Origin of the sequence: Janthinobacterium sp. TB1-E2 (genome assembly GCF_036885605.1) — a bacterium.
Lineage (GTDB): Bacteria > Pseudomonadota > Gammaproteobacteria > Burkholderiales > Burkholderiaceae_D > Janthinobacterium > Janthinobacterium aestuarii.
This window is the reverse complement of record NZ_CP142523.1, coordinates 6,221,836-6,236,594: the sequence shown is the minus strand read 5'-3', so window position 1 is coordinate 6,236,594 and position 14,759 is coordinate 6,221,836. Positions and strand designations below refer to the sequence as shown.

The following is a 14,759-nucleotide window of genomic DNA, read 5'->3' as shown; positions in this document are numbered from 1 at the left end:
CAATGATTGAATGGGGCGGCTACCCGCCGCCCCTCGCGACGCCTCCGACGCTCAACACTGAACGCTGAATCAATATGAATCGCTATCCTGCCTGGAAATACATCATCATCGTCGTCGCCTTATTGCTGGGCGCACTCTATACGGCGCCCAACTATTTCGGTGAGTCACCGGCGCTGCAAGTAACCAGCGGCAAGTCGACCGTCAAAGTGACGGGCGAGCTGATGACGCAAGTCGAGCAAATATTGACGAAAGAGAACGTCAAGTCGGAAGGTGTCACCATGGATGGCGCCGGCAACCTCGCCTCCGTGCGCGTGCGTTTCGCCGATCCCGATACCCAGTTCAAGGCGAAACTGGTGCTGGAAAAAGACCTGAACACCGATGCTAGCGATCCCGCTTACATCGTGACGGTCAATCTGCAAGCCAATACCCCATTGTGGATGCAAAAATTGCATGCCTTGCCCATGTTCCTGGGCCTGGACTTGCGCGGTGGCGTGCACTTCCTGATGCAGGTCGATGCGAAAGCCGTACTGAACAAGAAAGTGCAGGGCGTCCAGTCCGCCGCGCGTAGCGTGTTGCGCGACAAGAATATCCGCCACGCCGGCATCGAACGCGTGGGCGACAGCGTGCAGATCAACTTCCGCGATGCGGAAACGCGCGTGAAGGCAAAAAATGTCCTGTCCGACCAGATGACGGAACTGGCGTTCGCCGATGCGGGCGAAGGCAGCGATTTGAAACTGAACATCACCCTGAAGCCGGCCGCCCTGAAGGCAACCATCGATGAAGGCGTGAAACAGAATATCTCCACCTTGTCCAAGCGCGTCAACGAGCTGGGTGTGGCCGAGCCGCTGATCCAGCAGCAAGGCCCTGACCGCATCGTGGTGCAATTGCCTGGCGTGCAGGACGTGGCCCGCGCGAAAGCCATCATCGGCCGCACGGCTACCCTGGAAGTGCGCCTGGTCGATGAGTCCATCGTCCCCGGCACCGAACTGTCGAGCGCCATTCCGTTCAACTCGGAACTGTTCACCGTCGGCAAGGGCGTACCTGTCGTGCTGGCGAAAGACGTGATCCTGACGGGCGACTATATCTCCAGCGCCACAGCCAGCTTTGACCAGAACCAGCAGGCGGCCGTATCGATCGACCTGAACGGCGACGGCGGCCGCAAGATGCGCGAAGCGACGCGCGAACGCGTGGGCAAGCGCATGGCCATCGTGCTGTTTGAAAAGGGCAAGCCGGAAGTGCTGTCGGTTGCCACCATCCAGCAGGAACTCGGTTCGCGCTTCCAGATCACCGGCATGGGCGGCGCGGAAAACGCGAACGAACTGGCGCTGCTGCTGCGCTCGGGCGCCCTGTCGGCACCGATGACCGTCATCGAAGAACGCACGATCGGACCGCAGCTGGGCGCGGAAAATATCGCCAAGGGTTTCCACTCGACCCTGTACGGCTTCATCGCCATCGCCGTCTTCATGATCGCCTACTACATGCTGTTCGGTGCCTTCAGCGTGCTGGCCCTGGCCACCAACCTGCTGTTGCTGGTCGGCTTGCTGTCGATGATCCAGGTGACGTTGACCTTGCCCGGTATCGCCGCTATCGCGCTGGCGCTGGGTATGGCGATTGACGCCAACGTGCTGATCAATGAACGTATCCGTGAAGAGCTGCGCGCCGGCAATACGCCGCAAGCGGCGATCGCCGCCGGCTTCGACCGCGCCTGGGCCACGATTCTCGACTCGAACGTGACCACCCTGATTGTCGGTCTGGCGCTGCTGGCCTTCGGCAGCGGTCCTGTGCGCGGCTTCGCTGTTGTGCATTGCCTGGGTATTCTGACCTCGATGTTCTCCTCCGTGTTCGTCTCGCGCGGCGTGGTCAACCTCTGGTATGGCCGCAAGAAAAAGCTGACGACCTTGTCGATCGGCACGGTGTGGGTGCCGGGCACCAGCAAATAAGCGGTGGCCCCGACTCACTCCATAGCGACAACAGCGATCGCGTCCGGTGGCACAGCCGCCGGACGCACAGAATAGAACTCAGAGGATTTCATGGAATTTTTCCGGATCAAAAAAGATATTCCCTTCATGCGCCATGCGTTGATTTTCAACGTGATTTCGGCCGTGACCTTCCTTGCCGCCGTCTTCTTCCTGGTGCACAAGGGCTTGCACTTGTCCGTCGAATTCAAGGGCGGCACCCTGATGGAGGTGAAATACCCGAAGGCGGCCAATCTGGAAGGCATACGCGGCACCCTGATCGCCATGGGCTATGAAGAGCCGGGCGTGACCAGCTTCGACACGGCGCGCGACGTGATGATACGCCTGCCGGTGGAAAATGGCGTCAGCGCCGCGAACACCTCGCAGCGCGTGTTTGAAGCCTTGTGCAAGGCCGAGCAAGGCTCGACCAAGGCCATCGACACCGTCACCGACAAGGGCGAGCATGTGCTCAAGAGCGCGTGTATGGACGCTGCCGGCAGCGAAGCGGTCGTCCTGCAGAAAGTTGAATTCGTCGGCCCGCAAGTGGGCGAGGAACTGGCGCAGAATGGCTTGAACGCGCTGGTGGTGGTGATTATCGGCGTGATGATCTACCTGGCCATCCGCTTCGAATGGAAATACGCTGTCTCGGCCATTATCGCCAACTTGCATGACGTGGTGATCATCCTGGGCTTCTTCGCTTTCTTCGAATGGGAATTCTCGCTGACGGTGCTGGCGGCCATCCTGGCGGTGCTCGGTTATTCCGTCAACGAATCGGTGGTGATTTTTGACCGTATCCGCGAAAACTTCCGCAAGCAGCGCAAGGCGACCGTGCATGAAGTGATCGACAGCGCGATCACCAGCACCATTTCGCGTACCATCATCACCCACGGCTCTACCCAGATGATGGTGCTGTCGATGCTGATCTTCGGCGGCCAGACCCTGCACCACTTCGCACTGGCGCTGACCATCGGTATCTGCTTCGGTATCTACTCGTCCGTGTTCGTCGCGGCCTCGATCGCCATGTGGCTGGGCGTCAAGCGCGAAGACTTGATCAAGCCGGTCAAGGAAAAAGACGAAACCGACGGCGCCGTGGTGTAAGCGCAGGTTTTTTGCAGCTTGAATGAAAGAACGATCACCGTTTGCGGTGGTCGTTTTTTTTTGTAACGGATGACGATGAAGCGTTTTTTATGGGTAGGCCTGATGGCGGGCATGACGGCATGCGCGGGCGCCGCCGATTTCAGTCGTGCCGATGCCGGCAGCATCGCCATGCGCGGCCCGATTGCCGAGGGCGACGTGGACAAGCTGCGGCTGCTGGCTACGCCGGGCACCGCGCTGTTGCGCGTCAATAGCGATGCAGGCGATCCGCAGGCGGCGATGCAGCTGGGCCGCTATCTGCGCCAGCAGCAATGGCGTCTCGCCATCGACACGCTGTGCGCCGGCAGCTGCGCCCTGTATGTGTTCCCGGCCGCGCGGCACAAAAGCATACCCGACGGCGCCGTGCTGGCACTGCAGGAGTCGGCGTTCCTGCGCGCGCAGGTCGACAGGGCGCAGATGCGGCGCATCCTGGTTGAAGCGGGTGTGGCGGCCGAGGATCTGAACGATGAAACGGTGGCGCTGGCGGCCCGGTTGGCAGAGACGGCGGCGCAGGAAGCGGCGTTTGCCGCGGAGCTGGGTATCGCCCCCGCCTTTTACCGCGACTTCCGGCAAGTGGCGGCGCAGGCCGATAGCGTGCGCCAGCGCTTTCCCGACCAGGAGGCGGCCGTCTACTGGTGGCCAACCGCCGCCCGGCTGCGGCACTGCTACGGCATCGCTGGCGTGGAGGAGGGGACGCGCGTGGCGCGCATGCTGCCCGACGGCTATCTGTATGTGCCGGCCCTGTCGGCCCTCGTCATGGGCGACCAGGCTTTGCAGGCTTGTCCATGAGCCGCAGCGGCCGTTTGTTCCTGCTGATGGACGCCATGCGCGCCAGGCGCGTGCCCGTTACGGCGGCCCAGCTGGCGCAGCAGCTCGGTGTTTCCGAACGCACGATTTACCGCGATATCCAGACCCTGGCCGAACTGGGCGCGCCCCTGCAGGGCGAGGCCGGTATCGGCTATGTGCTGCGCCGCGGCGCATTCCTGCCGCCGCTGATGTTCGGTCCCGATGAACTGGAAGCGCTGGTGCTGGGCGCGCGCTGGGTGCGCCGGCAGGGCGATGCGGGCCTGGCGCAGGCGGCCAGCAATGCCCTGGCCAAGATCGCGGCCGCTTCGCCGCGCGACCTGCGCGACAGCATGGCCGAGACCAGCTTGTGGGTGCCGCTGGGGCGTCCCGCCGATGGCACGCAGCCGGCCGACCGTTACGTGCAGCCCGTGCGCGAGGCGATCCGCTATGAACAGAAGCTCACGCTCGCCTATCAGGATGAGCATGGCAGCGCCACTTCGCGCACGGTGTGGCCGTTCGCCCTGGCTTTTTTCGAAGGCAAGCGCCTGCTGGCCGCCTGGTGCGAACTGCGCGGCGATTACCGGCATTTCCGCATCGACCGCATCGCCGACGTGCTGCAGCATGCGGAGCGCTATCCCACGCGGCGCCATGTACTGCTCGATGCCTGGCGCAAAGCGCACGAGATTGATCCGGAAAGCTAGCGACCCGGAATCCTCAGATGCGCTCCTGACAAAAACTGTCAGTGACGGCGACTACGATGGTGGCTTCCTCACTCACCGGAGCTATCCATCATGCGCCTGTACCACCACCCCATGTCTTCGAATGCCCGCCGTGCCCTGATGACGGCGATCCACCTCGGCCTGCCTCTGGAGCTGGCCGAAGTCGACCTGATGAATGCGGACGACCGCCGCCGCCTGGCCGAACTGAACCCGAACGGCAAAGTGCCCGTGCTGGCCGATGGCGATTTCCTGCTGTGGGAATCGTGCGCCATCATGCAATACCTGGCCGAGCAGGTGCCGGGCCAGACGATTTACCCGCAGGCGCCGCAAGCGCGCGCCGACGTCAACCGCTGGCTGTTCTGGGCCGCGCAGCACTTTGCGCCCGCCATCAGCGTGCTGGCCTGGGAACGCGCCTGGAAAGGCATGACGGGCAATGGTCCTGCGGACCCGCTGGAAGAGGCGCGCGGCGAGCACGAACTGCATGCCTGTGCCGTGGTGCTGGATGCGCATCTGGCGCAGCGTGAGTGGCTCTGCGGCGATGCCTTGACCCTGGCCGAGTTCGCCGTCGCCGCGCCGCTGATGTACAGCGAGGCCGTGCGCTTGCCGCTGGCGCAGTACCAGCACATCCAGGCGTGGTTTGCCCGCGTGCGCCAGCTGCGCGCCTGGCAGGAAACGGACGTGAAACTGTTGCCGGGATAATGTGTGCGCTAAGTGAGCCAGCGCACGGAGCTGGCGCGGCACAGCGCATAAGATAGGGCTGTCTCTTTCAGGACATCCCTAGCTTTGGACTTTACCCGCTTTCGAGCGGGTTTTTTTTGTTTGCCGCTATGGAAGCCTGGCGCTGATAGTGAGTGCTCGCATCCGGCGCGGCAGGCAGCCTAGTGCACGAGTACCTTCAGCAGCGACTGCACTTCATCGTCCGATTCTTCCATGATGCTCGACAAGGTCGCATCGTCGCCGATCAGGCAATCGATGCTGCGCGCGGCGCGGGCGGCCCGCACGGCGATGGCGGCCGGGCTTTCGTTGAGCGGTGACGAGACGGGCGCCAGGTCATTTGCCAGCAGCAGGGTGTCGCCCAGCGATTCGGGAGGGATGGCGCGCAAGCCTTCCCACAGCGCATCGATGGCGCCCCTGACCGCTTCCGGCACCTTCAGTTTGGCCAGGACGCCGTGGCCGATGGCTTGTTCGCCATGTTCGACCCAGTCTTCCGGTTCGCCGTCGAGGATGCCGGGGAATTCGGCCGCGCGCGACAGCAGATAAAACCCGCCCACTTCATGCATGATGCCTGCAAACAGGGCCGTATCGGGGTCCACCTTGGTGACACGGCGGGCCAATACCTGCGACAGGGCCGCCACGTGGGCCGTATGCTCCCACAGCTGGTTGGCCTTCGCTTGCAGCACGGGATCGGTGATGGTGCTGCCCAGCTGGCGCACGATCAGCGATGCTACCACCGACTGCAGGGTACGCACGCCTAGCCGCTGCACGGCGTTGCGCACGCTGGTGATTTCATTGCCGGAACGGTTGAACGCCACGGAATTGGCGATCGCCACCGTGCGCGCGGCCAGCAGCGGGTCAGCCTGCACCAGCTTGGCGGCGGCCTCGATATGGCAGTCGGGATCGGCCAGCGCCTCTTGCAGCTTGAGCGAAGCGTCCACATTGGCAGGAAAGGTCAGCTCGCCACGAGCGGCTTGTGCGGCGATGCTTTTAAAGGCGTCGAGTCTGTTCATTGAAAAAATTATACTCGCAATATTTCCGTACGGAACTTTTTAAGCATGATCTTTTCGCAAACAGCTTAGCAAAAGGCAAGCAAAGCCCGGTAAACGGAAAAAGGCATGCCACTTGATCAGCAGCATGCCCTTTTGGGATCATACGAGCGTTATCAGTCTGCTTCGCTAAATATCGCGTCGCAGCCTTCAACGAGTTCATCGCTGTCTTCCAGCTCATCCGTCAAGCCCAGGTCGAACAGTTCCTCGACGGCGTTCATGAAGCTGTTGTGCTTGGTGGCGCCGATCAGGCGATAGATTTCGCCGTCTTCGTTGCGCACGCCGATGATCAGTTTTTCCTGACGCACCAGTTCCGGCGTGCTGGCGTTGAGCAGCAGGTTGCCGATGATGTGTTTATCGAAATGAGCAGGCTTTTTGCCTTCGAGCAGTGAGGTTTTCAACTTGGTTTCCTTTGTCTTGTTTGAATGTCGGTGCCTGGTGTATGGTCAGCCGTTGGCGATTGCCTGTTTCAGTCCCGCCAGGGTGCTTTCCAGGCGTATGAAATCGTCTTCGGTATAGCCGTCGAACAGGCGCTGGCCCTGCGTTGTCAGCTTGGGGAACACGTCATGGAACACCTGTTCGCCCTCGCAGCTCAGGCGCACGTAATAGGAACGCTTGTCGCGTGGACAGCGTTCGCGTATCACCAGCCCCTTCTGTTCCAGTCGGTCCACCACGCCCGTCAAAGTACCCTTGGTAATCAGGGTTTTCTGGCCCAGTTCCTTGTAGGACATGCCGCGGGTGTTGCCGAGCGTGGCAATGATGTCGAATTGCGCATGCGTCAAGCCGTACTGGCGCACGAAGTCGCCAGAAAACCGCTCGAAGCCTTGCATGCATTCGGCCAGCAGCCGGATACTTTTTAAATATCGTTCACCCATGGGGGTGATTATATCCTTCCGCTCCGCTTTTTTCCGCCGCGCCCGGATGCGCCCTTGCATGAGGGGGGCGACGGGGCGGAAGTCCGGTATCATGTGGGCAACTCAGCCCTTGCCCTTGGTCCGCCTCGCCGATGTCCTTCGCTAATCTTTCCCGTATCGGCCTCGACAAACCGCTGCGTTTGCTGCTGGTCCATGCCGGCGATGCCGAGTCGATCACCTGGGCCGGCCTGGTGCAGCCGCTGCGCCTGTGCGCGCGGGCGCTGGGACCCGGTGCCTTGCAGCTGGACGTGCGCACGCCGGAACAGGTGGCCGCGCAGGGCGGTAACTGGCATATTGCGCTGCTGGTGGCCGACGAGACGGAGGCGCCGCTGCGCGCCGAGCTGTGCCGGGCCGTGATCGAGCGCTGCCGTTCGGCGCCGTTCTGGGGCGGCGTGGGCGCGGCCGTGCTGTGGCTGGCCGGCGCGGGCGTCATGGATGGCGTGCGCATCGCCTTGCCGTGGGCCCTGTATGCCGATGCGGAAGCGAAGGCCGAACGGGCCATCCTGACACCGCACCTGTTCGACATCGACGGTCCGCACATCACCTGCTGCGGCGGCGCGGCCAGCATCGATTTTTCGCTGACCCTGATCGAGACCATCTTTGGCGCCGACGTGCAGGCGCTCGTCAAGGAAGCGCTGTGCGTGGACAAGGTGCGCGGCAAGGAAGAGCGCCAGAGGGTGGCCCTGCAGGCGCGTTTCGGCGTGCTGCAGCCGAAATTGTCCGAAGCGGTGACCTTGATGGAAGCCAATATCGAGGAACCGCTGTCGACCGACGATATCGCCAGCTTGGTGGGCCTTTCGCGGCGCCAGCTCGAGCGGCTGTTCAAGCAATACCTGGGCAGTCTGCCATCGCGCTACTACCTGGAGCTGCGCCTGCGGCGCTCACGGCAACTGTTGCTCGATACACATTATTCCATTGTGCAAGTTGGCCTGATGTGCGGCTTTTCCTCGGGCTCGCACTTTTCCACGGCCTTTGGCACCCTGTTTGGCAATACGCCCCGGGAAGAGCGGCAAAGAAAGCTGATGCCGCCTGCGTGATTAAAGCAAGCCCGGCTGTGATGAATTGTGAAAATCCTTGTCGCAGATTCAAAAGAGTTTTAGCATCCCGCTTTTTATAATGCAGTACACACGTAGCTGTCGTAGCTGCGGAGTACCTAACATATTGATGGGGAAATGCTATGAATGCCAAGCTTGATTCGACCGTAACGGCTCGTCCAGTCACCCGGGAAACCTTTGACCAGGTCCTCGTTCCTACCTACGCCCCTGCAGCCATGGTGCCCGTGCGCGGTTCCGGTCTGGACCTGTGGGACCAGTCAGGCAAGCATTACCTCGATTTCACCTCCGGCATCGCCGTCAACAGCCTGGGCCACTGCCATCCGGCCCTGGTCGACGTGCTGACCAAGCAAATCAATAATCTGTGGCATTTGGGCAACGGCTACACCAATGAGCCCGTGCTGCGCCTGGCGCTGGCCCTGACGGAAGCGACCTTCGCCGACCGCGCCTTCTTCTGCAACTCGGGCGCGGAAGCCAACGAAGCGGCCCTGAAGCTGGCGCGCAAGTACGCGCATACCAAGTTCGGCGCGCACAAGTCGCGCATCATCTCGTGCTTCAGCTCCTTCCACGGCCGCACCCTGTTTACGGTCTCCGTCGGCGGTCAGGCCAAGTACACGGAAGGCTTCGAGCCGCTGCCGCCATCGATCGACCACATCGCCTACAACGACATCGAAGCGGCGCGTGCCGCCATCGGCGATGATGTCTGCGCCGTGATCGTCGAGCCGGTACAAGGCGAAGGCGGCGTGGTGCCGGGCAATCCGGAGTTCCTCAAGGAGCTGCGCGCCCTGTGCGACAAGACGGGCGCCCTGCTGATTTTCGACGAAGTCCAGAGCGGCATGGGCCGCACCGGCGCCTTGTTCGCCTACATGGGCTACGGCGTCACGCCGGACATCCTGACGGCCGCCAAGGCCCTGGGCAACGGCTACCCGATCGGCGCCATGCTGACCACGAATGAACTGGCGCAAACGCTGGCCGTCGGCACCCACGGCACCACCTACGGCGGCAACCCGCTGGCCGCCACCGTGGCCCTGACCGTGCTGGACACGATCAACACGCCGGCATTCCTGGCGCGTGTGAAAGAAGCGAGCGTCAACACCATCGCCATGCTGCAAGGCTTGATCACGGATTACCCGCAAGTGTTCTCCATCGTGCGCGGCAGCGGTTTGCTGCTGGGCCTGGTCGTCACCGATGCCTACAAAGGCCGCGCGAAAGACATCCAGAAAGCGGCCGAAGCGCAAGGCTTGATGGTGCTGATCGCCGGCATGGACGTGGTGCGCCTGGCGCCGGCCCTGATCGTCTCGGACGAGCAGATCGCCGAAGCGGGCCGTCTGCTGCGCGCCGCCATCGACGGCATGCTGAAAGCCTGAAGCTAGCCCCGCTCCCTGTTTGATCACCGGCCCGCCGCTTTGCTGCGGGCCGGCTTGGTTCTACCCCAGCATCGTCAGCATTGAAGGAGTACCCATGTATGTTGTCCGTCCGGTAGAAATTGCGGATATTGCAGCCCTCGAAGCGCTGGCCGCAGTCACCATGCCGGGTGTCCATACCCTGCCGAAGACGCGCGAAAAAATCGCCGCCTCCGTCGAGCGCTCCATCGCCTCGTTTGCCGCCCATGTCGACATCCCCAGCGAAGAGTCGTATCTCTTCGTGCTTGAATCCCTGCTCGACAAGAGCATCTTTGGTACGGCCGCCATCTTCGCCTCGGCCGGCTCGAACGGCACCTATTTTTCCTTCCGCAACGACGTCATCCAGCAAGTCTCGCGCGACCTGAACATCAGCCACAGCGTGCATGCGCTGACCCTGTGCTCGGAGCTGACGGCGTACTCGCAGCTGTCCGGCTTCTATGTGCGCAACATGGAGCAGGCGGGCCTGGAAGCGGCCCTGCTGTCGCGCGCGCGGCTGCTGTTCGCCGTGCTGGCGCCGCACCGTTTTGGCGACCGCTTCTTCGTGCCGCTGGCCGGCATCACGGACGCCAATGGCCAGTCGCCGTTCTGGGATGCGCTGGGCCGCAAGTTCTTCCAGATGGATTTCCTCGATGCCGAAAAAGTCATCGGCGGTGCGCGCAACCGCACCCTGATCGTCGAACTGATGCCGCATTACCCCGTGTACGTGCCGCTGCTGCCCGGCGACGCGCAGGCGGCCATGGGCCAGATCCACCCGAGCGGCGAACTGGCGTTCAATCTGCTGACGGAAGAAGGCTTTGAAGCCGACGATTACATCGACATCTTCGATGGCGGCCCGATCCTGCAGGCGCACAAGCATGCGCTGCGCTCGTTTACGGGCTCGCTCACGCGCCGCGTCGTCGCCGGCGTCACGCCCAGCCGCACGGGCCTGAAAGTCAATTATGCGGTCGCTTCCGGCGCCGAGCGCAATTTCCGCGCCGTGACCTTCGCCTGCGATGCGCTCGAAGCGCAGGACAGCGTCGGCTTGCCGGCAGACCTGCTCGAGGCGCTGGCCGTGGCCGAAGGCGATAGCGTCATTTGCGTGCGTATCTAAGGGAGTCAATTTTATGCTAGTAGTACGCGCCATCAACGCCAATGACCTCGATGCCCTGTATGGCCTGGCCAGCCAGGTCGGCACCGGCATGACCACCCTCAAGCCGGACATGAAAATGCTGGGCGACCGCCTGGCCATCGCCTGCGCTTCGTTCGCCGAAACCATTCCGCCAGAAAAGCGCGATTACATGTTCGTCATGGAGGATACCGATACGGGCCGCCTGGCTGGCGTGTGCGCCATCAAGGGCGCCGTGGGTCTGGACGAACCGTTCTATAACTACCGCATCGGCACTCTGGTCCATTCCAGCCGCGAGCTCGACGTGTTTACGCGCATGGAAACCCTGTACCTGTCGAACGACCTGACGGGCAGCACGGAACTGTGCTCGCTGTTTCTGCACCCCGATTACCGCAGCGGCAACAACGGCAAGCTGCTGTCGAAAAGCCGTTTCCTGTTCATCGCCCAGTTCCCGCAGCTGTTCACGGAAAAGCTGATCGCGGAAATGCGCGGCTACCAGGCGCCGGACGGCAGCTCGCCGTTCTATGAAGGCCTGGGCCGCCATTTCTTCAAGATGGATTTCCACCACGTCGACGATTTGACGAGCCTGGGTAAAAAATCGTTCATCGCCGAACTGATGCCGCGCCAGCCCATGTACGTGGCCTACCTGCCCGACGAAGCGCAGGAAGTCATCGGCAAGGTGCATCTGAGCACGGCGCCCGCGCGCCGCCTGCTGGAACAGGAAGGCTTGCACTTCGAAGGCTATGTCGATATTTTCGACGCCGGTCCCGTGCTGCAGGCGCGCGTCTCCGAATTGCGCGCCATGCGCGACAGCATGCCGGCCGTGCTCGACGCCGACGCTGCGCCGGAAGTGTGCGGCGACGCGTCCCAGGCCGAGCCTTACCTGGTGTCGAACACCGATCTGAAAGATTTCCGCATGATCGTCACCAGCGCCAATCCGCACAGCGGCAAGATCGCGCTCGATGACGATGAACTGCATCTGCTGCGCTGCCATCACGGCGACACCGTGCGCACCTTGTCACTCAACCCGAGGAAGCATCCCCATGTCTAACGTATTGAATCCATCTAGCGCAGCATCGAACTTCATCAACGGCGCCTGGCTGCCAGGCACGGGCCGTGAACTGGTCACCATCGATCCGTCGAACGGCAAGCAGACCTGGGCCAGCCTGGAAGCGACGGAGAACGAAGTCGAGCAGGCTTGCCAGGCCGCCAGCGCCGCCTTTGAAGCATGGGCCGACACGCCTGTCGAAGAGCGCATCGCCATCTGCGTGCGCTTTCGCGAACTGCTGAAGGAGCATGCGGAAGCGCTGGCGCTGCTGATCTCGGAAGAAGTGGGCAAGCCGCTGTGGGAGTCGCGCACGGAAGTGGCCACCATGGCCAACAAGATCGATATCTCGGTACAGTCGTACAACGCGCGCACGGGCATCACGCAAAGCAAGATCGCCGATGGCGACGCCGTGCTGCGCCACCGTCCGCATGGCGTGTTCGGCGTCTTCGGTCCGTACAATTTCCCCGGCCATCTGCCGAACGGCCACATCGTGCCGGCCCTGATCGCCGGTAACACCATCGTCTTCAAACCGAGCGAATATGCGCCGCGCACGGCCATCAAAACCGTGCAGCTGTGGCAGCAGGCCGGCTTGCCGAATGGCGTCGTCAACCTCGTCAACGGCGGACGCGACACGGGCGTGGCCCTGGGTGCCAATCCGCATCTCGACGGCGTTCTGTTTACGGGTTCGTGCCAGACGGGCATCAGCCTGCATCGCCAGTTCGGCGGCCAGCCGGGCAAGATGCTGGCGCTGGAAATGGGCGGCAACAACGCCCTCGTCGTGTGGGACGTCAAGGACGTCGACGCGGCCGTGCACCACGCGATCTTCTCCGCCTTTGTGTCGGCCGGCCAGCGCTGCACCTGCGCGCGCCGCCTGGTGGTGCAGGATAACGCCGCCGGTGCCGCCTTCATCGCGCGCCTGGTGGAAGTGGCCGCGAAACTGGGTATCGGCGCGTCCGACGCCCAGCCGCAGCCGTTCATGGGCCCAGTGGTATCGAGTGCCGTGGCAAAACGCCTGGTGCAGGCGCAGGAGGACATGGTCGCCAAGGGCGGCACCACCTTGCTGCAGATGCGCCAGTTGAATCCCGAGGCGGGCTTTGTCACGGCCGGCATCGTCGACGTCACCAATGCTGCCGGCATTCCCGACGAAGAGTGGTTCGGCCCACTGCTGCAAGTGATCCGCGTGGCCGATTTCAATGCGGCCCTGAAGGTGGCCAACGCCACGGAATTCGGCCTGGCAGCAGCGCTGCTGTCCGACGATCCGGCCCTGTGGCAAACGTTCCAGACGCGCGCGCGCGCCGGCATCGTCAACTGGAACCGTCCGACCACGGGCGCGGCCAGCACGGCGCCGTTCGGCGGCATCGGCAAGTCGGGCAACCACCGTCCGAGCGCCTATTACGCGGCCGATTACTGCGCCTACCCGGTCGCCTCGATCGAGAACGGCGCTCTGGAAATGCCGGCCAAGCTGTCGCCCGGCCTGAATTTTTAAATTTTAAGGACATGCCTCCCATGCACAGCACGCGCGAATACAATTTTGACGGCCTGGTCGGGCCATCGCATAACTATGCGGGACTCTCGTTCGGCAACGTGGCCTCGTTCAGCAATGTGAAAAGCGCTTCGAATCCGAAGCAGGCCGCCTTGCAGGGCCTGGCGAAGATGCGCGCCCTGGCCGCGCGCGGCTTTGCGCAAGCATTGCTGCCGCCGCAGGACCGGCCGAATTTCCGCCTGCTGCGCTCCATCGGTTTCACGGGCACGGACGCCGAGGTGCTGGCGCGCGCCTACAAGGAATCCCCGGTGATTCTGGCCTGCGCGTATTCCGCCTCGCCCATGTGGACGGCGAATGCCGCCACGGTCAGCCCGTCGGCGGACACGCAAGATGGCCGCGTGCATTTCACGGCCGCCAATCTGAATAACAAGCTGCACCGCGCCTTCGAGCACGCGCAGTCGGCGCGCAGCCTGCGCGCCATTTTCAGCGACGACAAGCACTTCGCCGTGCACGATGCGCTGCCGTCGACACCGGCCTTCGGCGACGAGGGCGCGGCCAACCACACGCGCTTGGGCGCGAGTCACGGCGCGCCATCGGTGGAGTTGTTCGTGTATGGTCGCGTGGAGTTCGACCCGTCCGCGCCATCGCCGAAGCGCTACCCGGCGCGCCAGACCCTGGAAGCGTCGCAAGCCGTGGCGCGATTGCATGGCCTGGACGCGAAGCGCACCGTGTACGTGCAGCAGAACCCGGACGTGATCGACCAGGGCGTGTTCCATAACGACGTCATCGCCGTCGGCAATGGCAATGTGCTGTTCTATCACGAGCAGGCGTTTGCCGATGAAGAAGCAAGCCTGTCACAGTTGCGCCGCGCCGTCGCCGCCACGGGCGCGCAACTGGACGCGCTGCGCGTGGATACGGGCCAGGTGCCGATCCAGGATGCGGTGACCAGCTATCTGTTCAACAGCCAGCTGCTGACGAAAGAGGGCGGCAAGATGGCGCTGGTGATACCGCAGGAATGCCAGGAAAACCGCGCCGTGTCGCGCTACCTGGAAGGCCTGGTGGCCAGCGGTGGACCGATCGACGAACTGATACATTTCGACCTGCGCCAGAGCATGCGCAATGGCGGCGGGCCCGCCTGCCTACGTTTGCGCGTGGCGCTGACGGAAACCGAGGCACGCGCCATGCACCAGGGCGTGATCATGACGGAAACGCTGTACCATCGGCTGGTGCAGTGGGTGGAAAAACACTACCGCGACCATCTGGAGCCGGGCGACCTGGCCGACCCGCAGCTGGCGCTGGAAGTGCATGCGGCGCTTGAAGAATTGACGATCATCCTCAACTTACCTGGATTGTACGACTTGTAGGCGATAGAAAAACACACAGAACATCCGAGACAA

The 14,759-nt window shown here is 62.8% G+C and carries 14 protein-coding genes; 11 read left to right on the top strand and 3 right to left on the bottom strand.

What is annotated here, in order from left to right; genetic code table 11:
* Positions 1-74 precede the first annotated feature (74 nt).
* The 5 genes from secD (at position 75) to OPV09_RS28030 (ending at position 5,293) form a co-directional block, all read left to right on the top strand.
* The gene (secD, locus tag OPV09_RS28050; RefSeq protein WP_034745508.1) at positions 75-1,940 is read left to right on the top strand and encodes a protein translocase subunit SecD; all 1,866 of its coding nucleotides are present in this window, start codon (positions 75-77) and stop codon (positions 1,938-1,940) included.
* Positions 1,941-2,030: 90 nt separating this feature from the next.
* On the top strand, positions 2,031-3,053 hold the full coding sequence (gene secF / locus OPV09_RS28045; RefSeq protein WP_034745511.1) for a protein translocase subunit SecF: 1,023 nt from the start codon (positions 2,031-2,033) through the stop codon (positions 3,051-3,053).
* A 75-nt stretch (positions 3,054-3,128) separates the two neighbouring features.
* Complete coding sequence (locus OPV09_RS28040) at positions 3,129-3,878, top strand: hypothetical protein (protein ID WP_338680048.1); 750 nt, start codon at positions 3,129-3,131, stop codon at positions 3,876-3,878.
* Positions 3,875-4,576, top strand: a complete 702-nt coding sequence (locus OPV09_RS28035; RefSeq protein WP_219328118.1) for a helix-turn-helix transcriptional regulator — start codon at positions 3,875-3,877, stop codon at positions 4,574-4,576. Before OPV09_RS28040 ends, OPV09_RS28035 begins: the two co-directional genes overlap by 4 nt.
* 90 nt (positions 4,577-4,666) lie before the next feature.
* Positions 4,667-5,293: a glutathione S-transferase family protein gene (locus OPV09_RS28030; RefSeq protein ID WP_338680047.1), complete on the top strand. Its 627-nt coding sequence runs from the start codon at positions 4,667-4,669 to the stop codon at positions 5,291-5,293.
* Between the two features lie 179 nt (positions 5,294-5,472).
* Here OPV09_RS28030 and OPV09_RS28025 read toward each other — a convergent pair whose 3' ends face one another.
* The 3 genes from OPV09_RS28025 to OPV09_RS28015 form a co-directional block, all read right to left on the bottom strand.
* Entirely contained in the window at positions 5,473-6,321 is an 849-nt protein-coding gene (locus tag OPV09_RS28025; RefSeq protein ID WP_034745523.1) for an HDOD domain-containing protein, read from the bottom strand.
* A 152-nt stretch (positions 6,322-6,473) separates the two neighbouring features.
* Positions 6,474-6,758, bottom strand: coding sequence for a hypothetical protein (locus OPV09_RS28020; protein ID WP_034745526.1), 285 nt, complete (start codon positions 6,756-6,758; stop codon positions 6,474-6,476).
* A gap of 45 nt (positions 6,759-6,803) precedes the next feature.
* Positions 6,804-7,232 (bottom strand): MarR family winged helix-turn-helix transcriptional regulator, encoded by a 429-nt coding sequence (locus OPV09_RS28015; RefSeq protein WP_034745529.1) that lies wholly within the window; start codon positions 7,230-7,232, stop codon positions 6,804-6,806.
* 131 nt (positions 7,233-7,363) lie between these two features.
* On the opposite strand from OPV09_RS28015, the gene OPV09_RS28010 reads away from it, so the two are divergent.
* The 6 genes from OPV09_RS28010 to astB all read left to right on the top strand — a co-directional run bounded on the left by OPV09_RS28010 (position 7,364) and on the right by astB (position 14,726).
* Positions 7,364-8,308, top strand: coding sequence for a GlxA family transcriptional regulator (locus OPV09_RS28010; RefSeq protein WP_072457325.1), 945 nt, complete (start codon positions 7,364-7,366; stop codon positions 8,306-8,308).
* Between the two features lie 140 nt (positions 8,309-8,448).
* Complete coding sequence (astC, locus tag OPV09_RS28005) at positions 8,449-9,690, top strand: acetylornithine/succinylornithine family transaminase (protein WP_034745535.1); 1,242 nt, start codon at positions 8,449-8,451, stop codon at positions 9,688-9,690.
* A 94-nt stretch (positions 9,691-9,784) separates the two neighbouring features.
* Positions 9,785-10,816, top strand: coding sequence for an arginine N-succinyltransferase (locus tag OPV09_RS28000; RefSeq protein WP_072457323.1), 1,032 nt, complete (start codon positions 9,785-9,787; stop codon positions 10,814-10,816).
* Positions 10,817-10,829: 13 nt separating this feature from the next.
* The gene (astA, locus tag OPV09_RS27995; RefSeq protein WP_319990466.1) at positions 10,830-11,882 is read left to right on the top strand and encodes an arginine N-succinyltransferase; all 1,053 of its coding nucleotides are present in this window, start codon (positions 10,830-10,832) and stop codon (positions 11,880-11,882) included.
* The gene (gene astD, locus OPV09_RS27990) at positions 11,875-13,365 is read left to right on the top strand and encodes a succinylglutamate-semialdehyde dehydrogenase (RefSeq protein ID WP_338680044.1); all 1,491 of its coding nucleotides are present in this window, start codon (positions 11,875-11,877) and stop codon (positions 13,363-13,365) included. The genes astA and astD overlap by 8 nt, the downstream gene beginning before the upstream one ends.
* A gap of 20 nt (positions 13,366-13,385) precedes the next feature.
* The gene (gene astB / locus OPV09_RS27985; protein WP_338680043.1) at positions 13,386-14,726 is read left to right on the top strand and encodes an N-succinylarginine dihydrolase; all 1,341 of its coding nucleotides are present in this window, start codon (positions 13,386-13,388) and stop codon (positions 14,724-14,726) included.
* The last annotated feature ends 33 nt before the right edge of the window (positions 14,727-14,759 follow it).

Excerpts from the sequence above, each read along its gene's own strand:
- OPV09_RS28035 (WP_219328118.1), top strand. The coding sequence starts at position 3,875 with ATGAGCCGCAGCGGCCGTTTGTTCCTGCTGATGGACGCCATGCGCGCC.
- OPV09_RS28010 (WP_072457325.1), top strand. The coding sequence starts at position 7,364 with ATGTCCTTCGCTAATCTTTCCCGTATCGGCCTCGACAAACCGCTGCGT.
- astD (WP_338680044.1), top strand. The coding sequence starts at position 11,875 with ATGTCTAACGTATTGAATCCATCTAGCGCAGCATCGAACTTCATCAAC.
- OPV09_RS28015 (WP_034745529.1), bottom strand. The coding sequence starts at position 7,232 with ATGGGTGAACGATATTTAAAAAGTATCCGGCTGCTGGCCGAATGCATG.
- astA (WP_319990466.1), top strand. The coding sequence starts at position 10,830 with ATGCTAGTAGTACGCGCCATCAACGCCAATGACCTCGATGCCCTGTAT.
- astC (WP_034745535.1), top strand. The coding sequence starts at position 8,449 with ATGAATGCCAAGCTTGATTCGACCGTAACGGCTCGTCCAGTCACCCGG.
- OPV09_RS28000 (WP_072457323.1), top strand. The coding sequence starts at position 9,785 with ATGTATGTTGTCCGTCCGGTAGAAATTGCGGATATTGCAGCCCTCGAA.
- OPV09_RS28030 (WP_338680047.1), top strand. The coding sequence starts at position 4,667 with ATGCGCCTGTACCACCACCCCATGTCTTCGAATGCCCGCCGTGCCCTG.
- OPV09_RS28040 (WP_338680048.1), top strand. The coding sequence starts at position 3,129 with ATGAAGCGTTTTTTATGGGTAGGCCTGATGGCGGGCATGACGGCATGC.
- secF (WP_034745511.1), top strand. The coding sequence starts at position 2,031 with ATGGAATTTTTCCGGATCAAAAAAGATATTCCCTTCATGCGCCATGCG.
- secD (WP_034745508.1), top strand. The coding sequence starts at position 75 with ATGAATCGCTATCCTGCCTGGAAATACATCATCATCGTCGTCGCCTTA.
- OPV09_RS28025 (WP_034745523.1), bottom strand. The coding sequence starts at position 6,321 with ATGAACAGACTCGACGCCTTTAAAAGCATCGCCGCACAAGCCGCTCGT.
- astB (WP_338680043.1), top strand. The coding sequence starts at position 13,386 with ATGCACAGCACGCGCGAATACAATTTTGACGGCCTGGTCGGGCCATCG.